The sequence below is a fragment of the Flagellimonas rhodophyticola genome, from assembly GCF_049332665.1.
GTDB lineage: Bacteria > Bacteroidota > Bacteroidia > Flavobacteriales > Flavobacteriaceae > Flagellimonas.
Map to the genome: position 1 here is coordinate 917,380 of NZ_CP186326.1, position 21,585 is coordinate 938,964.

At 38.6% G+C, this 21,585-nt stretch carries 22 protein-coding genes; 5 read left to right on the forward strand and 17 right to left on the reverse strand.

Translation table 11 applies throughout. From position 1 onward, the window contains the following. Window positions 1-7: 7 nt before the first annotated feature. From ACOKFG_RS04185 to ACOKFG_RS04205, 5 genes are all read right to left on the reverse strand, one after another. Window positions 8-1,183: an efflux RND transporter periplasmic adaptor subunit gene (locus ACOKFG_RS04185; RefSeq protein WP_298793243.1), complete on the reverse strand. Its 1,176-nt coding sequence runs from the start codon at window positions 1,181-1,183 to the stop codon at window positions 8-10. Window positions 1,184-1,206: 23 nt separating this feature from the next. Continuing rightward, entirely contained in the window at window positions 1,207-2,538 is a 1,332-nt protein-coding gene (locus ACOKFG_RS04190; protein ID WP_298793245.1) for a TolC family protein, read from the reverse strand. Next, complete coding sequence (locus ACOKFG_RS04195) at window positions 2,539-3,144, reverse strand: TetR/AcrR family transcriptional regulator (RefSeq protein WP_298793247.1); 606 nt, start codon at window positions 3,142-3,144, stop codon at window positions 2,539-2,541. It abuts the gene before it with no gap. Window positions 3,145-3,357: 213 nt separating this feature from the next. Then, complete coding sequence (locus ACOKFG_RS04200; protein WP_298793249.1) at window positions 3,358-3,783, reverse strand: hypothetical protein; 426 nt, start codon at window positions 3,781-3,783, stop codon at window positions 3,358-3,360. An 11-nt stretch (window positions 3,784-3,794) separates the two neighbouring features. Beyond that, window positions 3,795-4,385 (reverse strand): RNA polymerase sigma factor, encoded by a 591-nt coding sequence (locus ACOKFG_RS04205; protein WP_422861893.1) that lies wholly within the window; start codon window positions 4,383-4,385, stop codon window positions 3,795-3,797. Between the two features lie 130 nt (window positions 4,386-4,515). Here ACOKFG_RS04205 and ACOKFG_RS04210 point away from each other — a divergent pair, with 130 nt between their 5' ends. Continuing rightward, window positions 4,516-5,499, forward strand: coding sequence for a polyprenyl synthetase family protein (locus tag ACOKFG_RS04210; protein ID WP_422861894.1), 984 nt, complete (start codon window positions 4,516-4,518; stop codon window positions 5,497-5,499). On the opposite strand, the gene ACOKFG_RS04215 is transcribed toward ACOKFG_RS04210, so the two are convergent. The 4 genes from ACOKFG_RS04215 to ACOKFG_RS04230 form a co-directional block, all read right to left on the reverse strand. Further along, the gene (locus ACOKFG_RS04215; protein ID WP_298793259.1) at window positions 5,496-6,638 is read right to left on the reverse strand and encodes a lycopene cyclase family protein; all 1,143 of its coding nucleotides are present in this window, start codon (window positions 6,636-6,638) and stop codon (window positions 5,496-5,498) included. The genes ACOKFG_RS04210 and ACOKFG_RS04215 overlap by 4 nt on opposite strands. 87 nt (window positions 6,639-6,725) lie before the next feature. Next, window positions 6,726-7,847 (reverse strand): chromate efflux transporter, encoded by a 1,122-nt coding sequence (gene chrA / locus ACOKFG_RS04220; RefSeq protein ID WP_298793261.1) that lies wholly within the window; start codon window positions 7,845-7,847, stop codon window positions 6,726-6,728. A gap of 122 nt (window positions 7,848-7,969) precedes the next feature. Then, window positions 7,970-9,115 (reverse strand): hypothetical protein, encoded by a 1,146-nt coding sequence (locus tag ACOKFG_RS04225; RefSeq protein ID WP_422861895.1) that lies wholly within the window; start codon window positions 9,113-9,115, stop codon window positions 7,970-7,972. A gap of 58 nt (window positions 9,116-9,173) precedes the next feature. Next, the gene (locus ACOKFG_RS04230) at window positions 9,174-11,417 is read right to left on the reverse strand and encodes a TonB-dependent receptor (RefSeq protein ID WP_422862179.1); all 2,244 of its coding nucleotides are present in this window, start codon (window positions 11,415-11,417) and stop codon (window positions 9,174-9,176) included. A gap of 113 nt (window positions 11,418-11,530) precedes the next feature. Between ACOKFG_RS04230 and ACOKFG_RS04235 the strand changes: the two genes are divergently transcribed. Continuing rightward, window positions 11,531-12,187 (forward strand): metal-dependent transcriptional regulator, encoded by a 657-nt coding sequence (locus ACOKFG_RS04235; RefSeq protein ID WP_422861896.1) that lies wholly within the window; start codon window positions 11,531-11,533, stop codon window positions 12,185-12,187. Further along, window positions 12,187-13,008 carry a ZIP family metal transporter gene (locus ACOKFG_RS04240; RefSeq protein ID WP_422861897.1) on the forward strand — a complete coding sequence of 274 codons (822 nt, stop codon included), beginning with the start codon at window positions 12,187-12,189 and terminating at the stop codon, window positions 13,006-13,008. Before ACOKFG_RS04235 ends, ACOKFG_RS04240 begins: the two co-directional genes overlap by 1 nt. Window positions 13,009-13,010: 2 nt before the next feature. Here the strand turns inward: ACOKFG_RS04240 and ACOKFG_RS04245 are convergent, their stop codons facing one another. After that, window positions 13,011-13,571, reverse strand: a complete 561-nt coding sequence (locus ACOKFG_RS04245) for a Crp/Fnr family transcriptional regulator (protein WP_422861898.1) — start codon at window positions 13,569-13,571, stop codon at window positions 13,011-13,013. A 65-nt stretch (window positions 13,572-13,636) separates the two neighbouring features. Here ACOKFG_RS04245 and ACOKFG_RS04250 point away from each other — a divergent pair, with 65 nt between their 5' ends. Together ACOKFG_RS04250 and ACOKFG_RS04255 are read left to right on the forward strand one after the other, a co-directional pair. Beyond that, on the forward strand, window positions 13,637-14,824 hold the full coding sequence (locus tag ACOKFG_RS04250) for an MFS transporter (RefSeq protein ID WP_422861899.1): 1,188 nt from the start codon (window positions 13,637-13,639) through the stop codon (window positions 14,822-14,824). A 56-nt stretch (window positions 14,825-14,880) separates the two neighbouring features. Continuing rightward, on the forward strand, window positions 14,881-15,387 hold the full coding sequence (locus tag ACOKFG_RS04255; RefSeq protein WP_422861900.1) for a YybH family protein: 507 nt from the start codon (window positions 14,881-14,883) through the stop codon (window positions 15,385-15,387). 7 nt (window positions 15,388-15,394) lie between these two features. On the opposite strand, the gene ACOKFG_RS04260 is transcribed toward ACOKFG_RS04255, so the two are convergent. The 7 genes from ACOKFG_RS04260 to ACOKFG_RS04290 all read right to left on the reverse strand — a co-directional run bounded on the left by ACOKFG_RS04260 (window position 15,395) and on the right by ACOKFG_RS04290 (window position 21,571). Beyond that, window positions 15,395-16,129, reverse strand: coding sequence for a DUF4386 domain-containing protein (locus tag ACOKFG_RS04260; RefSeq protein ID WP_298793274.1), 735 nt, complete (start codon window positions 16,127-16,129; stop codon window positions 15,395-15,397). A gap of 58 nt (window positions 16,130-16,187) precedes the next feature. After that, complete coding sequence (locus ACOKFG_RS04265; RefSeq protein WP_298793276.1) at window positions 16,188-16,667, reverse strand: hypothetical protein; 480 nt, start codon at window positions 16,665-16,667, stop codon at window positions 16,188-16,190. A 1-nt stretch (window position 16,668) separates the two neighbouring features. Further along, window positions 16,669-17,427 carry an SDR family NAD(P)-dependent oxidoreductase gene (locus ACOKFG_RS04270; protein ID WP_422861901.1) on the reverse strand — a complete coding sequence of 253 codons (759 nt, stop codon included), beginning with the start codon at window positions 17,425-17,427 and terminating at the stop codon, window positions 16,669-16,671. 15 nt (window positions 17,428-17,442) lie between these two features. Continuing rightward, entirely contained in the window at window positions 17,443-18,204 is a 762-nt protein-coding gene (locus ACOKFG_RS04275; RefSeq protein WP_298793280.1) for a DUF6090 family protein, read from the reverse strand. Between the two features lie 78 nt (window positions 18,205-18,282). Next, complete coding sequence (locus ACOKFG_RS04280; RefSeq protein ID WP_422861902.1) at window positions 18,283-19,854, reverse strand: acyl-CoA thioester hydrolase/BAAT C-terminal domain-containing protein; 1,572 nt, start codon at window positions 19,852-19,854, stop codon at window positions 18,283-18,285. Window positions 19,855-19,863: 9 nt separating this feature from the next. Next, window positions 19,864-20,382, reverse strand: a complete 519-nt coding sequence (locus tag ACOKFG_RS04285; protein WP_422861903.1) for a hypothetical protein — start codon at window positions 20,380-20,382, stop codon at window positions 19,864-19,866. Between the two features lie 82 nt (window positions 20,383-20,464). Next, a complete protein-coding gene (locus ACOKFG_RS04290) occupies window positions 20,465-21,571 on the reverse strand; it encodes a helix-turn-helix domain-containing protein (protein ID WP_299171518.1) in 1,107 nt (368 codons plus the stop codon). Window positions 21,572-21,585: the final 14 nt, after the last annotated feature.

The window sequence follows — 21,585 nt, forward strand, 5'->3', positions numbered from 1 at the left end:
CTTTGGTCTATTCTCCGTTCTTTATTCTTACTTGTTGTCCTTCCTTGACGCTTCGTGCTCCTTCGTCAATTATACCATCTCCGCTATTGATACCGGATAATACTTCCACAAAGTCGCCTTGTGTTTTTCCAGTTGTGATAATTACCTTTTTTGCTATGGTATTGGAAGCTGTGGAATCGGCATCTACCAAATACACATACTGCTCTCCTTCCGCATTTTCAGAAACAATACTTTGAGGAATTAGGATAGCGTTGTCACTTGTATAATCATTGATCATTACCTTGGCGGTAAGGTTTGGTTTTATCCTTCCATTTTCGCTAGGAACCGGAATCTCCACAGTAAAAGAACGATTGCTAGGGTTGATGAAATTACCGGTTTGCCTAACCTTTGTGGTTACGCTATCTCCAAGAACAGGGAAATATACCTGAACGTTTTTCCCAGGGGTCACATTGGGTAAATGACTTTCCGGAACCTCAACTTCTATATACATATTGGTAAGGTTTACTATTCGGAAAACTTCAGAACCAGGACCTGGGCTAACCACCGTTCCTTGATCCTTGATCACATCATCAATAATTCCGGAAAAAGGAGCTCTTATGGTAGATTTGGCCACTTGACTTTGCATTTGCTTTACAGCACTTTCCTGAGCTTCGTAAGTTGTTTTGGCCTGTAGGTATTGAATTTCAGAACCAATATTTTGTTCCCAAAGTCTTTTTTGACGCTCAAAAGTGGTCTTTGCCAACTCTGATTGCGTTTTTAGCTGCGCCAATTGGCTGGACAATCCTCCATCATCTATGGAAGCCAATACTTGTCCTTTTGCAACTTTTTGACCTTCTTTTACATAAACACGGTAAAGAGTCCCTCCCATTTCTGGGTAAACCAGTACATTTTGTTTTGTCATCACGTCTCCCTGAAGTTCTAGGTAGTGATTAAATTTTTGGGCCTTTGCCTCTATGGTTGTGACCAAAGGTAATTTGGCATTGTCATCCAACGAGGTGATTGCAGAATCCAACATATGAAGGTTTTTTTCCAAAGCCTTTTGTTGTTCAGAAATTTCCGTTCGTTTTGCACGGATGGCCTCCAAATCGTTTCCAGCAATAACACCTTCCACAGATCCATTGTTTCCTCCTCCACAAGAGGATAAAACTACTGTCGTAAGTACTATATATATGATTCTTTTCATGATGATATGGTTTTCTTTTTTGATTATTGATTTAGTATAGTTTCCAAATTGGTCTTGCGGTTGATTACATCGACCATGGATTGTAAATATTCTTGTTGAGTGGAGTACAGCTGTGTCTGTGCTTGTCTAAGTTCAAAACTTGTTGCCAAACCTTCAGAATACTTTATTTGATTTTTGTTCTCTATACGTTCGGCTAATCTGAGGTTTTCCTTGGAAGTGCCATATTCTTCTATAGAAAGTATATAATCACTTTTAGCACTTTCCAATTGAAGACGTATTTGTTCTTCGGCCTCGGTTAATTGCGTTTTGGCTTTTTCCAGTGCTATCTTAGCGCGTTGCGTACTTGCACTTCTTCCCAAAGAACTGAAAATAGGAACATTGAGGTTGAATCCTAAAACTGAGGATCCAAACCATTGCTGACCACTGCTTAAAAAATTAAAACTATCGCTAAAGGAGTTTCCTCCGTAGTTCACAAAAGCGTTTAAAGTGGGTAGTGCTCGACTTTTGGCAAGCTTATGTTCAAAATAGCGCTGCTCATTTAAGTTAAGGGCTAGTTTATAATCCACGTTATTCTCCATTTTGAATTCGGAATCCAAAAGACCGAAGTCGATTTGTTTTTGGGTGAGGTCATCAAGGTTTTCGGTTAAAACTGTTGGAGCTTCGATGGGAAGGCCCATGGTCAAATTCAACATCTGGAGCGTAATCTTTTCCAAACGCTTGGCATTTTTCAGTTGATTCTCTATTGATGATAAGGTGATCTGTAATTGGTCAACACTTTCTTCATCACCAAGACCATTTTCATAGATTCGCTTGGTCTCGTAGAGGTTCTTTTCGAGTGTAGCTTTATTGTTTTCTGCAATCAAAACACTTTCCTGGGCCAGCAGGACGTTGCCATAGGCCTCAGCCACAGCTTTTCTGACATCCAACTCGGTTTTTTCCTTGTTGTTTTGACTAAAACTTAAGAAGGCCTTGGTCGCTTGAACACCGACAATATAAGACCCGTCAAAAATTTGCTGTTCTAAGGTTGCGGTTGCCGTTGCAGACTGGGCTTGACCAAAAACCACTTCTTGAAAAGTGCCTGGCTCACCGCCAAAAAACTCGGCAGGAATTTGCGATACAGGCTGTTTTAACTGATTTTGATAATTGATTGCCCCAGAAATTTGAGGAAGTCCCGTGGCAATGGTTTCCCATTTTTGTTTTTGGGCATCCACAATATCTCTATTGGCATTGATTGCACTGTAGTTGTGTTCCAATGCATATATGATGGCTTCATCAAGACTATAGCTGTTGGTGCTGTCTTGAGCATGTGAGAACCATGACATTAGTACTAATAAACTGATTAAGGTTGTTCGCATTTATTCTTGGTTTGAATTGATGATTGAGTTTAATATTTTTCTTCCTTTTGGGGTTACAATTCCCCTGAGGTGATATTCCAAATAATAATCCATTAACTCGGGCATGGAGAAAATCTGCATTGGAAACAGATTGTTGTCTTTGATACTGGTTACTCCTGAAAAATATATCCGGGATACAAATACAGGATCTAAATTACCTCTGTAAATCTCCATTTCCATTCCGCGTTTCACATTATCCAGAACGCAATCTTGCATTACATCAAATTGTTTGCTCTTTAAGGATTCATGAACTTTGGGATAGTACTTTTGCAACTGATATTGTGGTGAGGATTTCTCATTTTTTAAGTGAAGCATCACAAACTTCTTTATCTCATAAAGTTCCTCGATTGGGTTTTTTTGTAAGGCGACAATTTCATCGATACCATTTGATATGAACCAAAACAGGGCCATGGTACTTTCTTCAACCAACATGGTCTTGTTTTCATAATGGGAGTAAATCGTTTTTTTTGAAATACCCATTTCATTGGCCAAATCGTCCATCGTCACGCTCTTAAATCCAAGATTCAAAAACATTTCTGTCGCCTTATGTAAAATCTTCTCTCTCATAATGGGCAGCAAAAATACCTTTGGAAACTTTAAAAACAAAAAAAGTTTCCAAAGTTTCACATTTTTTTAACGAGAGATTAATTTTTTGTTTTCACCTACGAATCAATACTTTATTGACGAACTGTAGTGTTAGAATTGGACTGAATTGTTGTTTTTGGTTTTGAATTCCAGAAAAAAGCTCTCCGCCCGTAGTTTTCGATTCGTTGTAAGACACTAGTTTTCTTCTGTGGAGCCATGGTTTTTTTCGTTTCTGATACGTTCGATATAAGCATTAAAGGCTGCTTTGCCCTCTTCCTTCCAATATTGGTCATAATAACGCCAATCTGAATCGCCGTTTTTTGGGTCACAAAAACGGTCCCATTTTCTGTGCTTTTTGTTCCTCTTGCTACCGCTGCCCTTGGAGGAATGATTGCCAAAGCCAAAAATAAACTTGGCCAATAACATTAACCCCAGGGCTTGCCAATATCCTATTGTGGTAAGGCCGAAAAGGTCCGGCATTAACCAGTTCCAAAGGTGCATCAGTACATACCCGGCAAGGAATACCAGGCCTATAAAGATGACGGCCATAAAGAATATTTTAAACCCCTTGGTCACATATTTTTCTACTTTTCTTTCATAGTATATATCACTTGGTTCCATATCTCTTAATTTTAATTCATTTTAGTTTTTTCGATTTCTAAATTATTTGATAAAAGGGACAATGCCCTATGTCTTCTTGACATTAAAGTTCCTTGGGAAATGCCTGTTTGAGCTGAGATTTCGCGATATGAGTAACCCTCAAAATCGACAGCGATTATAATATCCTGATATGATGGTTTCAACGATTGAATGGCTTTCTTTAAAGCGTGCATCAAGTCTTCGGGATACGAATTATCGGCATTCCCATAAAAAAGCTCGGCAAACTCCGCCCATTTGGTATCGATATCCTCACTTTCGTGAACACTTTCCTTTTTTGTCCTCAGGACATCAATGATTTTGTTCCTAATCGAGTTATAAACAAAACCGGCAATATTGGTAATGGGCGACAAATCTTCTGATCTGGAGAATATCCGCAACGCTACATCCTGAACAATATCTTCAGCATCACGTTCGGTTGAATCATCGACTTTAGATTGCACATACGTCTTCAGCGAATGATACTCATCGTTGAAAAAAGTCGAAAGATTATTATAGTTCTCTTTGTTGGTCACCGTTCTAATAGACTGTTTGCCGTCTTCACTAATAAAGACGAAGGTTTTCAAATCTATTGCGTTTTTTGAACAATTTTTTTCCGAATCTTGCTGAATTTGTCTTTTTACACTAAGAAATTCAAATGGTAAACTCTAATAGGTATTGGCTCGTTTTTTCATTTATTGACCTTATTTTTGGCATATGACCAATTCAAATGCCATTGAACAGTATCGCAGCACGTTCGTCTCATATCTAGAAGAAAGGACTGCTCTCAAAGAACCTAAAAATCTTTATGAACCCATAAGTTATATTTTGAGTTTGGGAGGGAAGCGTCTACGTCCGGTACTCACATTAATGACTACGGACTTGTTCGGCGGAAATATTTCCAAAGCTTTGGATGCCGCTTTGGCCATTGAGGTATTCCATAATTTTTCATTGGTTCATGACGATATTATGGATGATGCGCCATTGCGAAGGGGAAAAACCACTGTTCACGAAAAATGGGATATAAATACAGGTATTTTATCTGGGGATGCCATGTTGATCAATTCCTATCAATATTTGGAGAGTTATCCATCGGATATGTTTAAAATACTAACCACTCTTTTTAGCAAAACCGCTATTGAAGTATGCGAGGGGCAGCAGTATGATGTGGATTTCGAGACCAGGGACGATGTCACTATTCCAGAGTATTTAAAAATGATTGAATATAAGACCGCGGTCTTGGTAGCGACAGCCATGAAAATGGGAGCGATTATATCGCAAACCTCTGAAGAGAATGCAGATTTGATTTATGAATTCGGAAGAAACCTTGGTATAGCCTTTCAATTGCAAGATGACTATTTGGATGCCTTTGGCGATCCAGAAACTTTCGGAAAACAGGTTGGCGGCGATATTATGGAAAACAAAAAAACTTTTTTGTATCTAAAATCCTTGGAATTCGCAAAACCAAACCAAAAGGAGAGTCTTCTTTACCTGTACACAATAAAACCTGAGAATTCTGAAACAAAAATAGAGACTGTAAAATCAATTTTCTTAGATAGCGGAGCAGTAGAAGTGACCAAAGATGAAATTCATACTTATACCCAAAAAGCTTCTGCCGCATTGTCCAAGATCAATCTACCTGAAGAAAACAAACTGATTTTAAAAGAGTTTGGACAAAATCTGATGCAGCGAACAGTTTAGAAAATACGTTTCCAAAGCGCTTTAAGAAAAGGCAACTTTGGGCAAGCGCTGATTATCTGCAAATCTTCCCATAAAGAAGTCTCCTCATCCAAGAACTTCAATATCAGTTGAGGCTTTCTTTTTTGAAACATGGCTCCAAATATGGAGCTCCCCAAATGGTTTGCACGATAGAGAATGTCCAATAGCAGTAAATCGTAATACCAGAATTTATTCCTTTTATGGAATCGTGATAATGGTTGATTCTTTTTTAAGTGTTCAACGAGTTGCGCAACTTTTCTATGCGTATTATAAAAGGTAAAACCGGTACTTGGTTTGGCCCACCCACCGGCAATACCAATATTGAGTAGTGAGTCGGAATTATGTTCATGAAATCCATAACAGGTCATGGGGATGTTACCTTGCTCAACAGCTATAATTTTAAAAGGAGTATTTCCTAAGCGCTGCTCTATATACTCACGAATACCGGCTTCATATTCTGATTTGTCCAAGGTGTTTTCAGAAAACAGCGTATACTCCAATAGCGCTTCCGTTTCTGAAAAAGGAAGTACATACATAAAACGCGTATTCCCTTTTTGAGGAATGGAAAAATCCATAAAGGTCGCCTCGTTCGAATTGAAAATTGGCTTTTCCGTTTTTACAAACCAGCCCACAAAGTGCTGTTGGATCAATGGATATTTTTTTTGGGATGTCACATTTTGATGATTCACCCAACTATTGAAAACTTTGGTTGATGTAAAAAACCCATTTTGTGATGTTACTAGGACTTTGTTCTCACTTTCCTCTATCAAAATCACCCGGTCTTTAACCAATGTTACATTGGGGTGTTTTTTGATTCTATCCAAATAGTGATTATAAAAATCAATACCCTTCAACATTTTATATTGATAAGGGGAAATAGAGGCAGAATGTTCGAATCCGTTCCCTGCAAAATGGATGCTAGGCCAACTTTTATGTAGCAAATGGTCAAACGTACCTTCGTCTTTTTCCCAAAAGCACCAAGTTCGGTCGTTTGTGGTCTTATTGTCTCGATCAATGATCAATATGGAACTTGATGAAAAGTAATCGTCCTGTGTAAGTGCATCGGCAAGCAACAAACCTGCTGCTCCTGCTCCAATTATGATATAGTCAAAGTGGGACATAAACCAAAAATACGGAATGGAAAATTGTGCAAAGACTAATGTCTTTGGATATGGAAAATATATCCGTTGAAAAATGGATTACAATGATCAGATAAAGGTCAGTAGATATCCCAAAACTGCCCCGCCTAAAACGATGAAGGCACTATTGACTTTTTTAAATACGAAAACAACCAGCAAACTGATAACCGCAATGACTATGGTTCTCCAATCAGTCAAGGTGTCTTTTCCCATTTCTACACAAACGGCCACTATTAAAGCTACTGCGGCCACATTTACAGCATCCAATATGCTCCCGATGATCTTTGATTTTCGCATCTTGGGAATCAAAGGGTTCAATATCAGTACAAAAAGAAAGGAAGGAAGAAAAATACCCAGGGTAGCCATAAATGCACCCGAAATACCATTCATTTGCCAACCTATAAAGGTTGCGGTAGAGAGCACAGGCCCAGGGGTTATTTGTCCAACAGCAACAGCATCTAATAAAGCCTGTCTGGTTAGCCATCCGTTAGCAACCAATTCTGCATCCAAAAAGGCAAATAATACATATCCACTACCATATAATATGGCTCCAACCTTTAAGAATGTCAGCAATATTTTAAAAGACCCAATTTTCATTGGGTCACTGACCTGAAAAAGTAAAAATGGGATATGACTTTTTAAGTTACCCATATTCTTTTTTGCAAAATAGAGACCAAAACCGAGTAATCCTGTACCAAAAAGCACTGCGATTTCATTTACGCCAAGCAAACAGGTAGCTAAAGCGATGATTCCCAGAATGGTGAGTTCAGTAGTTTTAACCGCCTTTTTTCCAAGTCGGAAAGCGGCCATTAGAATAATGGCAATAACTGCTGGTTTAATACCGTAAATAAAAGGCTCCACCTTGGGTAATTGTCCATATTCCGCATATAACCATGCAAATACAGCTGTAATAACCACCGCGGGAAAGATAAAACAGATACCAGCAACAAAAAGGCCCTTCCAACCGGCACGCTCGTGTCCGCAATGCATGGTCATTTCGGTTGAGTTTGGACCTGGAATCAAATTGGTGGCGCCCACAAGATCTAAAAAATGTTCTTGGGTCATCCACTTTCGTTTATTGACCACTTCGTCTTCCATCATTGCTATGTGCGCAGCTGGACCTCCAAAAGCGATGCTTCCTAGTTTGAAGAACAACTTCGCAATTTCCCTTAGCTCATTTTTTTGGGACATGTCAATCTAAATTTTCAGTTGGTATTGATAGGTTGCGTTGTGAAATGAAGAACGCAGGTCAAAAATAAGGAATGGAAAGATTAAGACAATAAGACGGCAAGATATTAAGCACAAAGCCAATCTCAGTTTTGGCTTTTAGGCTGGAAGACTGAAATAAATGTTGGAGGGAGTGTTTGGTCTAATTCTTTCATTTGATCATCAAACGAACTTGAATTAGATGGCTTCAAAGTAGCATTGATAAAAGAAAGAGCAATTTTACAAATGGTTTCAAACCCCAATTGGGCTACTTTACCTCCTTTGGACCAACTTTGAACTTTGTTGGTATTCAGAATTCCGGGAATCATTCCTTCCATAGCATTAAAATTTCCATGGGAGAGTTCCTCAAAGGAGACGTAGCGGGAATTAGAATTCATGTCATCAAAAATGTCCGGAGGTGTTCTTTCCTTTCCGTTGGTTCCAATTTTTTCGGATAAAATTAGATATGGAACCTGAATTTGGTCTGTTACAATTTTATTTGGGAGTTCGCCTCCTGAATACACTCCATATGAAAACCCTATCGAACTCAATCCAACCACCAAATCTATATCGGAATTGCTCATTTGGGTTAGAATTGCCGATTCTCCGGCATAACTCCAGGACAAAATTCCAATTCTGTCCTTATCTATGTTCTGCTGCTTTTTCAAATGGGTTATAGCGTGATTCAAATCGGCAATTTGTTGGTTTAGGACCGAATCTTTTTCTTCAGCAGAAGGTAATTGCCAAGGAAACCCGGAATTTGGATTGTCTTCAACAAAAGCCACAACGTAACCTTGACTAGCCAAATATTCTGAAATCAGGAATTGGGATTCCACAGTTCCATAGCGCATGCTCCAAACGAGAAGCGGAAACTGACCATTTTTTGGAGCTACATTTTTGGAGGCTTTCATTTGAGCATTTAGAACTAGTTCCAAACTATTATTTGGAAATGCATCTGGGACACCGGAAATTCCTACGGAAAGATTCTCCAAAAGTTCCTGATGACTAAATTTACCTTTGTAATTGAGGTAATCCGAAAATATTAATTTGTCACCGTTCTCATTTCCGGGATACCAAAGTTGAATACTGAGGCTTGTTGACGTTCCATTTGTTGTATGGTCCACAGCGAGTTGCTTTGTCCCTACCAGGTGTGGTCCAAAATCAAGATTTCCAAAAAGATTAATAGCTTCTTGCGCGGTAAGGGAAGAAAATGCACTTAAAGTGAGAAATAGAAAAAGTATACCATTCTTCATGATATGCTATCTTTTTGAATGATGATCATACACCTAATATAACAAAAGCAAATAAATCCTAAAAAACAGTATACCGCAATCCAAAGAAGGCCCTAATCCCTTGGTTGGGACCATACACATAATTTGGGTCAAAAGTAAGCGCAAAAGGATTGTTGGTGGTCGCTACAGCATTACCGTTGGTATCAAAGGTCACGTTGTTGTCAAAAGGATCGTTAGCCCTGGCAATGATAAAAGGATTTCCACGGTTGGGTGTCCAATCCAATAGGTTTTTAATGCCGCCGTAGAGCTCGAAATCTTTAACTCCTTTATAGGTAAATTGAATATTCTGGATGCTCCAAGTTGGTGAGTTTGGAGCTCTTGGGTCTAGATCTCCCAAAAGAGGCAATCGCATCGGACCATATAGGTTTCCAGTATAATCAACACTTAAATCCAACGAACGAAAGGTATACGACACATTCCAGGTCCCCGTAAAACTTTCGGTAAGAATTTGTCGCTCTTTAATGCCATTTTCAGTATTGCTCACATCTTGCCATGTCGCTCCAACCATAAATCGAAGTCCGTTTGCAAACACCATATCCAAATTGGCACTTAAGCCTTGCGATACTGATTTTCCGTCTAGATTATCATAGATAATCTGGTTAGGATTGGTATCGTAATCCGGCAAAATAATATTGGAGAAATGGGTATAGAATGCTGAGGCATCAAAGCCTATAAAGGTGCCATTGTCGCTATAGATTTTTTTTAGATAGTTCAAATTCACATTGACAGAGTGTTCCGGTTTTAGTTCATTGGCAATGACTACATCCCTGGCCCCGGTCAATGCGGCGTGATCTTCCGTAAATAGATTTACCACGCGAAATCCTGTACCTGAATTCAACCGTAGAATATCGTGATCACTAATTTTCCATTTGTAGGCAGCTCTTGGAGTAAAAATATTGCCATGCCTTTTGTCATAATCATACCGAAGTCCTGTTAAAACTGAATGATTTTGAGCAAGCTCGATTTCATCCTGAACAAAAATGCTGGGAATCCAGACGTTTTCAGGTGAACTAGAAGTAGCAGGGGTATTGTCGTCATAATAATTATAACGAACGGCACCTCCAAAGAGCAAATCGTGTTTTCCAATGGATTTATCCCAGGTCAATTGCCCAAATCCGATACGCTGATCCGCCAAATAGGGAACATTGCCATACACCGAATTTTGATTGTGATCATTGTAAGAGAAGGAAAGCATCACTTTTTCATCAATAGGAAGTTCGTATTTTCCCAAGACCTCCCATCTTCGGGTATAAATACTTTCACCATAAATTTCATCACCACCTCGAAACTCTGGTGTCCAATCGAGCTCTCCACCCCAACGATCTTCATAAAAAAAACGACCCGCCAACGAAAATACCTTGGAATCATCTCGTTTGAAGTTCCATTTCTGGAATATTGAAATTCGGTCTTGAAGCGTTAAATCGGTAAAGTTGTCGCCGTTATTGTCGATTACTTCATCAAAATTAAAGTAATTGACACCCAGCAACACGTCGGTTTTCTTACCCAATTCAAACTTACTTCCAACATCCAGATTGTATTCTCCCCAACCAGTTATAAAACCATCGGCAAAGAATTCAGGAGCGTTAGGAGCATGTTTTGTTATAATATTGATCAGTCCTCCAACCGCTTCACTACCGTACAAAGTAGAAGCTGGGCCTTTTACGATCTCAATTTGTTCTATAAGTGAATTAGGTATGCCAGATAAGCCATACACCGTTCCAAGTCCACTTACAATAGGCATACCGTCTATTAAGACTAAGGTATATGGCCCTTCCAACCCGTTAATATGGATATCACCCGTATTACAAACATTGCAATTGATTTGCGGACGTACCCCATTTACATTCTGAAGCGCTTCAAAAATACTTGGGGTTGGATTCTTTTTTAGAAAAGTAGGTGTATAGACTTCAACGGGGACTGGACTTTCTAATCGACTTACAGGTTTTAGTGTTCCGGTCACCACGGTCTCACTTAATGACTCCGGAGAAGTTGTCATTTCAATATTTATGGTCCTTGTTTCACCAGATTGAATCGAAATAGTTGTTCTATATGGAACATATCCGATGGAAGAAGCCATTAGAACATACTCTCCTGGGGTAATATCGGTCAGGGTATAAAAGCCATCAAAATTCGTAGCTGTACCTTTCTGGGTTCCCTTCAACACAACGTTTACATAAGAAAGTGGTTGATTGTCCTCGGTAACCTTTCCCATTATAATGGTTTCTTGCGCTGATCCAGAAATATGGAACAGAGCTGACAACATGAAAAGTGTAAAATGGACAATCTTTTTTTTCAATTTGAGTAAAATTAATTTTAGACAAATCTAAAAATTGGTTTTGACAAATAAAAATGTATTTTTGGAAAAATTAATTTTTGATGACTCGTTCGGAAGAAAACTACATCAAAACCATCTTCCATTTAGGAGGAAACGATTCTATTTCAGTGGCAACTAATGCCATTGCAGAACAAATGGAGACCAAACCTTCTTCGGTTACCGATATGGCCAGAAAATTGGCTAAAAAAGGGTTGGTCAATTACGTGAAATATCAAGGCGTTTCTTTAACCGATATTGGAGTTGAAACGGCACTTTCTATTGTCAGAAAGCATCGTTTATGGGAGGTTTTTTTGGTCAAGAAGTTAGATTTTTCTTGGGATGAGGTGCATGAAATTGCCGAACAATTGGAACACATAAAAAGTGAAAAACTAATTGACAAGATTGATGAACTTCTGGATTTTCCAAAATACGACCCTCATGGTGACCCCATTCCCAGCAAGGATGGAAAGTTTATGGAGCGAGATAAACAATTGCTGAGCGATATTCCAATAAAATCCAAAGGTGTTTGCGTTGGGGTAAAGGATACTTCCTCTACTTTTTTAAAGTTTCTGGACAAGAATAAAATAGCCTTGGGTAACACCATAGAAGTGTTGGAAAAAGAAGAATTTGATCAATCACTCCATATTCAAATGGATGGAAGGGAACTTCATATTTCACATCAGATAGCATCTAATCTTTACGTTAAATTGAACGATTAATGGAACAGATAATTCAATATTTTGAAAGTATAAACCCCATTTTGGCAGCCTTCTACGCTACACTGTTTACTTGGGGATTGACGGCCGCCGGGGCAGCTCTTGTATTTTTGTTTAAAGGAATGAACCGTGCACTCTTGGATGGGATGCTAGGGTTTACAGGAGGAGTTATGGTTGCTGCAAGTTTTTGGAGTTTGTTGGCTCCGGGAATTGAAATGAGTGAGGGGGAAGGATTTGTAAAGGTAATCCCGGCAGCTGTCGGATTTTTGTTAGGAGCCGCCTTTATTTTTGGATTGGATAAAGTTTTACCCCACTTGCATATCAACTTTAAAGAAAGCGAGGCAGAAGGCGTAAAAACGCCTTGGCACAGAACAACTTTGTTGACCCTTGCTATTACCTTGCATAACATTCCTGAGGGATTGGCTGTTGGTGTCCTTTTTGGAGGAGTAGCAGCAGGTTTTGATGGGGCTACCATCGGAGGTGCTGTAGCATTGGCTTTGGGAATTGGACTTCAAAACTTTCCTGAAGGTTTTGCGGTGGCCATGCCGTTACGCCGTCAAGGTTTGAGCAGGACAAAAAGCTTTATGTATGGACAAGCTTCTGCTATTGTTGAACCAATTGCCGCAGTTTTGGGAGCATGGGCGGTGTTGACTTTCGAACCAATTTTACCTTACGCACTTTCTTTTGCAGCTGGAGCAATGATTTTTGTGGTGGTGGAAGAAGTGATACCAGAAACGCAAAGAGATAAGTACACTGATGTAGCCACGATGGGCTTTATTGGTGGATTTATCATTATGATGACTTTGGATGTTGGTTTAGGATAATTTCAAGCAAAGTTTTTCAAAACCCGATTCAAACTTCTAACAGTAATGCCAAGGTAATTGGCAATATCAGTTTTTGAAATTTTTTGCAATAAGTCAGGAAAATCCGCTACTAATCGGTTAAGGTTCTGTTCCAAAGAATGCGATTGATTATAGGAATGTCGGACCGCGGTATACCTTATTTTGGAAGCCATCATTTTCAAGAGCAGACTATTAAAGATTTTATCTTTTTTGATTAGTTCTTCCAAATCTGTCTTGGGAATCTTATAATATGAAATTGGCGTAAGTGCTTGAACAGTGCAAAAACTAAATTCATCAGTAAAAATTTCAATCTCACCGAAGGGTTCACCTTCACCAAAAACCTCTTGAATAAAATAGGTCCCTGTGTCTATCGAATGGTAGCATTTTACCATTCCGCTTTTAATAATATATAAGGCAAAGACCTTGGTTTTTTGAACAATGATTTTTTCACCAGCTTTTGCATCCTCCTCCAAAATCATTGGATGGTCCCCAGAGCTATGTAATCTGGTCACATAATTTAGTAGTTCTGTATTGACGCGTATCATTTTTGAATATTGGGACAAATGTCCTTTTCAGGTTCAAAAAGTGGCTATTTCTTTGGGGTACTTTTATGAATGCACAAGATACCACTACTCAGACAAAAACAATACACCCTATCTATAATCTTCGATTTGGATTGTTGTGCTTGAGTTCCTTGCTTTTTTCAAGCAGTTTTAATATGCTTATCCCCGAATTGCCAGGATATCTTTCTGGACTAGGAGGTTCAAAGTACATCGGTCTTATTATCGCATTATTTACGTTGACCGCTGGTATTTCAAGACCGTTTAGTGGTCTGTTAACAGATAAGATAGGACGTAAACCCGTGATGGTTTTTGGAGCATTGGTCTGTATGATCTGCGGATTTTTATACCCTGTCCTGACCACAGTGGCAGGATTTCTACTTCTGCGATTGGCCCATGGATTCTCAACAGGATTCACCCCTACGGCGGTTGCGGCTTATGTGGCCGATATTGTTCCAGCTCATCGTTGGGGTGAGGCTTTTGGTATTCAAGGATTATTTTTTACGAGTGGTTTAGCTTTAGGTCCTGCTATTGGCAGCACCATAAAACTTCATTATTCCTATGAGGTGCTATTTTATAGTTCTTCTGCCATGGCACTATTATCAATCATTTTGATTTTTAAACTTCGCGAAACGCTGGTTGCAAAGCAGCCATTTAGATTGGGCATGCTCAAAATTTCAAGGAAGGATATCATTTCACTTGAAGTAATGACCCCGGCAATCATTACTTTTTTGGCCTATTTTGCTTTTGGAATGGTTCTGACGCTTATTCCTGATTGGAGCGACCATTTAGGTATTCGTAATAAAGGAAGCTTTTTCATTGTATTTACTATTGTTTCATTAGCCATTCGTTTTTTGGCAGGAAAGGTTTCAGATAGAGTAGGACGTAAATGGGTTGCTATGACAGGACTCTTCCTTCTATGTTGCGCCTTGGTATTGATGGCACTCCTTCAAACAGCTTCTGGACTACTGATAGCCGGGGCACTTTATGGACTTTCCACAGGCATTTTATCACCAGCATTGAATGCCTGGACGGCTGATTTGAGTCCTTCAGAACAGCGAGGTAAAGGTATTGCGACCATGTTTATAGCTCTTGAAGCGGGAATTGGTCTTGGTGCCTTGTTATCAGGGTGGTACTATCAAGACAACTATCAAAACATTCCCATTGCCATGTTTGGATGCAGTCTGATTGCTTTGACTGGTCTTGTTTTTTTGCTTCTCAAAAAGGAAGTGAAATAAATATCAATTATGGAGTTTAAAATGAGCTATATGCTCCATAATAGTATCTTTAAAGTATGATACGACTAACAATAATTCTGGTTTTTGGCATTTTGGGACATGTGAAAGCGCAAACAACTGCAGATATACAACAAGAGATTGACAAATCAGTTTGGAAACCTTTTCAGAAAGCCTTTCAAACTCTGGACGGTGAAGCATTAAATGCCACTTATGCCGATGAGGTACTAAGGGTAACTCCACAGGGAATAGATACTGAAAATACCTTTAAGGGAAAGAATCTTAAACGGTTTGAGCAAAACAAGGCCGATGGCATCTCAATCTCTTTGGATTTTTGGTTCGATAGTCGTCATACCAATGCCACTACTTCCTATGAAGTGGGGTTTTATAGGATTGGGTTTATTGATAAAGATGGAAAAATCAGTTATAGCTATGGCCAATTCCATATTGTTCTGCAAAAGATTGACGGGCAATGGAAAATAACCCAAGATTGGGATACCGGAACCATTAATGGGAACCCTATTAAAGCTTCAGATTTTGCAAAGCAAAGTGTTCTAAAGTTCTAACCACACTTTAAGGAAGAATTGAGATACGCTCTTTATCCTTATCACCATTAGCGGTCGGAGCAATGTTTTTTATTCCCATGATTAAAAGCCATAGACAGGTGCCAAGCTCTCCAATGCTAGCAGGTATGGTAATATAATCTGATATCCAAAGACTGCCATAATCGGAGAATGCCATTCTGCCAATGAAATCCAGGAAATAGCCGATGCTTCCTACCATTAAAAACAACCCTAAAAGTTTAGGCAGAAACCCTGATTTAAACACCAAATATCCAAAGGGAAACAACCAAAGGCTCCAAAATACCTGTACTGCTAAAATCTCATTGTAATACGATTTGAAAGCGAGCATCACTTGAGCTTGAATTTCATCCGGGGTGTATATATTTAAATATTCGGCTCCGCGGACTAATGAAAGAACATCAAGTTTGTTTGCCACAGCATTAAATGAAATAGGGACACTAATAATGGCTAAAACAGCCATTAGAACGGCCTGTGTTTTATTAATCCTTTTGAACAGCTGATAGAGAATCAAAGGGAGAGGTATAAAAAATAAATAGCACAGAAGCTCACTTAAAATCTCCATTCTAAACAAAAATTCTGAGGATTTGATGTTGTCGATTGTTTCTGAAGGATTGTCCCAAACAATAAGTAGAGAGGGAACATACATTAGACTGAATAATCCCGTTACTGCGATTAAAAAATAAAAAAACCCAGCCAGACGCGCTGTTCTGTTATTTACTTCCATGTTTAATGATTGATATGGTTTGTAAATAGAAAGACGATTCTTTTTACAGAATGGTTGCCTATAGCTCTCTTAAATCTTCAAGTGCCAAGCCATAATCATACTGAAGGTCTTCATGGAGTGCAGCAATCTTCTTTTCGATATACACCACTTGCCTCTCATATAAATTGGACAAAGCAATGTTCCTATGGATTGAAGGGCGGAAGGTTTTTAGTTTCTCACAAAAATAGAGTAACAGCTCTACTTCGGTCTCTTTATTTCCCGAATAGCGAATGTATTTTTTGATGTTGCGCAATATCTTCCGAACACTTTTTTTGATATAGAAAAAACTGTTGGTATTGATGTCCAGGAATTGTTCGTCAATTTCAGATTTTACGCTTTCAATAAAACCAGCCTCATGGTCGGCTTCGAACAAGAGGTACGTAAGTAGTTCCTTGTTCTCTTTTTTAAATCGACCTAAACGAAGACATAAATTCAAAAGCTCATCCGGCGAACGATGTTGAAGTTCTTTTTTAAGTTGGGCAATGGTGGAGGCTTTCATATTAACTTCTTAAATAAGAGGCTCCGTTGACATCGATTATGGTTCCGGAGGAGTATTCAGCTCCATCTGAAGCTAAAAACAAAATGGCGTGGGCCACCTCTTCGGGTTGTGCCATGCGCTTAAAAGGAGATTCCCGAAGCAGATTCTCCCGTTCTTTAGGTGTCAGGGTAACAGCAGCCATCTCAGTTTCGGTAAAACCAGGTGCCACAGCTCCAACATAAATATTGTAAGGAGCCAATTTTTTGGCCAAAGATTGACTCATGGCATTCAATGCAGCTTTACTGGCACCATAGGCAGGTTTGGTAGGCTCTCCTCTAAATGCACCTCTGGATGATACATTTACAATACGACCTCCACCTGATTTCATCATTGCTTGTGCTGCGCAATAACACATATTGGCTGGCGCAAACAAATTGGTTTTAAAGGTGTTTTCCCAAGCGTCGGTCCAATGTTCAAAATCTACCTCATCAATGTCATGAAAAATGGAAATTCCGGCATTGTTTACCAAAATGTCCAAAGAACCATAAGTGGAAACGAACGCATCAACAAGAGTCTGGCAGTTTTCTTTTTGTGCAATATCTTTTTGAAAAAGTTGATGTCCTTCTCCTGGTAATTCGGCTAAGGTTTTTTGAGCTTCTTCCAAATTGCTTCTAAAATTGATGCCAACTTTCGCCCCTTTTTGAGCAAAGGCAATAGCAGTTGCTTTGCCAATACCTCTTGAAGCTCCTGTTATCAATACCTGCTTATTATTAAAATCCATATGCTCAGTAAAAGGTTAATTGGTTAACCTTTCCAATTCTTGGTCAATTTTTAATTTAAGTCCTTGGGCATCCTGTTTTAAAAATCCCCAGCGCATCAATTGCTCTTGGTTGCTACCGAACTTTAAAAGGGACATTCTCCAAAAATCCCTGTTGCTTTTTAGGCTCTCGATATCTAATGCTTCAATATCAGCAATATTTTCCACTTGCATTCCCAATCGAGCAAAAGCTTTTTTGTTCAGCATCACTGATTCAACAAGGAGGGGAGTTATGACTTCATCGGTAATTTGGCGGGAGGTACCATCTATCAAACTTTGCTTGGCATTTCTATAATAATCGAAGATGGCCTGCGAGAGTAGGGGATTTTTGATGTAGCTCATCTTACCAGACGATACTGCCTCGTCAAATATGCCACTATTGCTACTAAAGTAGTTGTCAACCATAAACTCGAATGAGCGGTTCGAAAACTCATCAATTCCAATAGAATCCTTGCTATTCAAAAATGATAAAGTGGTATTCAGTCGACCCAGACGTTCGTTGGTTTTTTTTGAATTGGAATCAATTTGTTTAATATCCAATCCCACATCTTTGGAAAGGTTTTGGAGTAATATGATTTCTTGTTTTCGTTCCTTTTTTTGCTCGCTGTAATTGTTGATTTGCAGCGCAATTAAAATACCAATGACCACTAAAATAATCTCGCCAATGGCATAAACGAGGTATTGCGAAAACTTATTCTCCGAAAGCAGTTTTTGACGTATTTTCCGAAAAAACTTAAACATGGTAAGGTTTGCTATTTCCGATAAATATAGCAAGTAATGAGCATTAAATTTTCACCTATCACATTTTCATGAACACAGCTACTTTATCACCTCGTTCAGAGCGCTTTCTAAATCTCTTTTTAATGATGGGGTTATAGTATTGTCCTCATCAATTAATTTTTTGGCTTGCTTGTAATGCAATTGTGATTTTTCTGCTAGGTTATTTTTTTCCAAATAATAACCAAGGCGATAATGGTTTAAGGTTGATTCCGGATAGCTTTCCGCTGCCATTTCATACAAATGCATACGATAAACATAGTCTGGGTCTTTCTTCCAGGCAAGCCAATTTTTAAAGTCATTATAAAAGGTGTTTGAAAATGGTTTTGGATTCCCTTCGGAAATATGAGATTGATAAATGCTATCTATCGCGTACATCCCTTTTGTGATAAAAAGATTTTTGAGAATGGCCATGTTTGGGGGAGGATTAAATCCATCTAACCTAAAAAGGGTGTCTATGGTCTTTTCAAACTTTTCCGGTATTTCACCACCATAAAATTGATTCAGGTTTTCTTCTTCTTGTTTCAATTTGGCATCCAAAAAGGCCAAGACAAGTTCTGCTGAAACTTTAAATCCTTTTTTGACATCTCCTTTTGGTTGCCCAATAATGTTTGGCACATATGCTTCAAACGGACCAAAATTCAAAAAATGGAACTCACTCATTTCTGGAAAGTGGGCAAAATATCGTTCGCTATAGTTTAAATGATAGATTTGCTCAGGTGAAATACTTGGGTGCGGAGCATAAATGGCCAAAAGGGGAAGAGTAATCCGTTGCGGTTCATAAAAGTTGGTTTCATTCAGAATATTTTGTTCAAATTGACTTAACAGACCTCCTTCCAAACTAATAAGCGCTTTAATTTTTTTGTTGCGCGAAGCTAGGCTTGCACAAATTGAAGAAGCCATCGCATTTCCTATCAAAGCAACTTCTTCTTTATTTACATTAGGTAATTTAAATAACTGACCCAAAGTAAATTGTAAGTCACTAACCGCCGTTTCCAATCCTTTTACAGAAGTACCTCTTACATGTGAAAATTCGCCCTTAAGAGCGACTGCTGCTACCACAAATCCATAACTGGCCAAATATTCACATAAAACACTTTGATAGGCCGGACTAGCGCCGTTTGGAAAGATGACCAATGGAAATTTTTGCTGTATGGGATTTGCATTGAGTGAAGCGTTTGTTTTTAATGCCAAAAGGGTATCCAATTGAGCCATGGTAAACCCATCTTCACCCTTTAATTGATCAACCTGGTAGGCAAAGATTTTCTTGGCAAGTGCATCAGAATCTTTTTTGAACCCTTCTTCAGTTTGCGCGGTCATTAGATCTACAAAATGGGCATAGGGAAGCAATTTGGATTTGTCAGAAGCGGGATACCAAATGTGTATGGGTAACTTTCTGCCTTCAGATGCTTTATGTTCAGGATAGAGTTTTCCACTCCAATCCGCGTAAGGCACACTTTCTCTGGAATCATCAGTCGTAAAAAGCGTTTTAAAGCCAACAGAGTATTCCCCATATTCCATAAAGTTGGAAAAGGGGACTTCAGGCATGTCATCCTTCGAATTTTGACAACCAGCGAGAAATAACAGACTTAAACAAAAGATAACTCTTTTCATGATTGACACTTAGTTGATCTTTGTGGTCACATCAGTAAAGATTTGAATCCATTCCTTGTCCTTTTCAAAAACGCTGGCCCATCCGTTCCAGACTAGTTTGTCTCTATCCGCATAAGAGATGGTCGCCCTAAAAAAGCGATCTTCAATTACATTTTTGGGTGTGATCGCAATAATACGTTCGTTTTCTTTGTCCAAAAACCATTTGAATTGACCATGTAATGGAAAATCATGGGCAAAATTGGTAGCCCTAAAGCAATTTTCCTTTTTGTCATAGTTGATCATGTAAGAATAAAAACGTTCCCGCTGGTTTCTTTGATCGACGGTCACGGATTCACACTTAATAAAACTTCCGTTGAGGTAATACTCACAGGTTCTGGTTCCAACTTCTTGATACTCTTTTTCAGTTCCGGGATATATGGTTTCAACGATTTTCCAGGTGCCGATTAAAAAATCCAGATCTTTTATGGATTGTGAAAATAAGGATGATGAAAACGTAACGGACAACAGAATTAAAATTGTTTTTTGCATGATGTGATTTTTCCATGAAAGTAGGAATGAAGACTATCTGCAAAGGTCTCAATGACTGATTGTACGTCTCAAAAGGTGTTTTTTAACCTAATTTTTGGATTTTAAACTCTTTGGGAGTCAAGCCCGTATATCCTTTAAACAAACGGTTGAATGTTGCTTTGGAGTTAAATCCCGCATCAAATGCCAAGCTGAGGATTTTTAAATGGGAATTTTCGGGATTCATCAACTTTTCTTGAACATCCTTTACCCGATATTCATTTACAAATTGATAGAAGTTTTTATTGAGATGTCCATTCAAGGTTTCCGAAATCGACCTTTCGGAAATACCAACAGCTTTACTCAGGCTAGTTAAACTCAATTCGGGATTTCTAAAAAGCTTTTCCTGAGTCATAACCAGATGAAGTTGTTCTATGGTCTTGACAGATTCTTTGTTTGGAACACCAATAGGAATTTCTTCCGGTTTGATAAGTTTTAACGTTTGCGTCTGTCGATAGCCGTGTATGCTTAGCCAATAAAGCATACAAGCATACAATACCAATATGGCTGCTTTATATTCATTCCATTGATAGAAAAAAAGTTTTCCACTAATGGCACTACTTACCCACAGAAAAATAAATATCAGCATGAAAGAACAAATGATGACCACAATGGTTTTTTTGACCCAATGAAGATCAATTTCATTCATATTAGAGACGTTGTTTAGAAGTTGTTGGCGATACCGTTTCACCCTTTTAAAGGATAGCACCATATAGATCATAATGGAAATAATTGATGCTGATTCAAATAGTTCGGCAACAAAATGAAACCAATACCATGGGGTAACGTTTCCTGGAAAAATGCCATGAAAAATACTATGTATGTAGTTAAGAATGATGGGGGCAAAATGCCAAAGATGTCTTTTATTAAACCGAAAACTTGGGTTGGTCAGAGTATGAACATAAAAATAAAAAGAAGGACCTATCCAATAAGAAAGTGAAAAGGGCAACCACGCTAACCATCTATATTGGTTCCAAATGGAAGGGTCCAACATATATGGAGTAAAGGTCAAGCACATGCAGATCAGCGTTATTGAAAGAAATCTATTGGCAAATCTGTTTTCCTTTTTTTCGAGCAGCAAAAAAGCAAAAATGAACCCATTGACAACTGCGCATATGGTAACAAGTTGAATGATGGAAATGTTTAGTTGCATCTGCAATTTTGTTT

Bases quoted from the DNA above. Each gene is read 5' to 3' on its own strand.
- ACOKFG_RS04210 (WP_422861894.1), top strand. From the start codon at position 4,516: ATGACCAATTCAAATGCCATTGAACAGTATCGCAGCACGTTCGTCTCA.
- ACOKFG_RS04200 (WP_298793249.1), bottom strand. From the start codon at position 3,783: ATGGAACCAAGTGATATATACTATGAAAGAAAAGTAGAAAAATATGTG.
- ACOKFG_RS04260 (WP_298793274.1), bottom strand. From the start codon at position 16,129: ATGGAAGTAAATAACAGAACAGCGCGTCTGGCTGGGTTTTTTTATTTT.
- ACOKFG_RS04215 (WP_298793259.1), bottom strand. From the start codon at position 6,638: ATGTCCCACTTTGACTATATCATAATTGGAGCAGGAGCAGCAGGTTTG.
- ACOKFG_RS04250 (WP_422861899.1), top strand. From the start codon at position 13,637: ATGAATGCACAAGATACCACTACTCAGACAAAAACAATACACCCTATC.
- ACOKFG_RS04195 (WP_298793247.1), bottom strand. From the start codon at position 3,144: ATGAGAGAGAAGATTTTACATAAGGCGACAGAAATGTTTTTGAATCTT.
- ACOKFG_RS04275 (WP_298793280.1), bottom strand. From the start codon at position 18,204: ATGTTTAAGTTTTTTCGGAAAATACGTCAAAAACTGCTTTCGGAGAAT.
- ACOKFG_RS04265 (WP_298793276.1), bottom strand. From the start codon at position 16,667: ATGAAAGCCTCCACCATTGCCCAACTTAAAAAAGAACTTCAACATCGT.
- ACOKFG_RS04185 (WP_298793243.1), bottom strand. From the start codon at position 1,183: ATGAAAAGAATCATATATATAGTACTTACGACAGTAGTTTTATCCTCT.
- ACOKFG_RS04230 (WP_422862179.1), bottom strand. From the start codon at position 11,417: ATGTTGTCAGCTCTGTTCCATATTTCTGGATCAGCGCAAGAAACCATT.
- ACOKFG_RS04190 (WP_298793245.1), bottom strand. From the start codon at position 2,538: ATGCGAACAACCTTAATCAGTTTATTAGTACTAATGTCATGGTTCTCA.
- ACOKFG_RS04225 (WP_422861895.1), bottom strand. From the start codon at position 9,115: ATGAAGAATGGTATACTTTTTCTATTTCTCACTTTAAGTGCATTTTCT.
- ACOKFG_RS04285 (WP_422861903.1), bottom strand. From the start codon at position 20,382: ATGCAAAAAACAATTTTAATTCTGTTGTCCGTTACGTTTTCATCATCC.
- ACOKFG_RS04280 (WP_422861902.1), bottom strand. From the start codon at position 19,854: ATGAAAAGAGTTATCTTTTGTTTAAGTCTGTTATTTCTCGCTGGTTGT.
- ACOKFG_RS04245 (WP_422861898.1), bottom strand. From the start codon at position 13,571: ATGATACGCGTCAATACAGAACTACTAAATTATGTGACCAGATTACAT.
- ACOKFG_RS04290 (WP_299171518.1), bottom strand. From the start codon at position 21,571: ATGCAACTAAACATTTCCATCATTCAACTTGTTACCATATGCGCAGTT.
- chrA (WP_298793261.1), bottom strand. From the start codon at position 7,847: ATGTCCCAAAAAAATGAGCTAAGGGAAATTGCGAAGTTGTTCTTCAAA.
- ACOKFG_RS04240 (WP_422861897.1), top strand. From the start codon at position 12,187: ATGGAACAGATAATTCAATATTTTGAAAGTATAAACCCCATTTTGGCA.
- ACOKFG_RS04270 (WP_422861901.1), bottom strand. From the start codon at position 17,427: ATGGATTTTAATAATAAGCAGGTATTGATAACAGGAGCTTCAAGAGGT.
- ACOKFG_RS04235 (WP_422861896.1), top strand. From the start codon at position 11,531: ATGACTCGTTCGGAAGAAAACTACATCAAAACCATCTTCCATTTAGGA.
- ACOKFG_RS04255 (WP_422861900.1), top strand. From the start codon at position 14,881: ATGATACGACTAACAATAATTCTGGTTTTTGGCATTTTGGGACATGTG.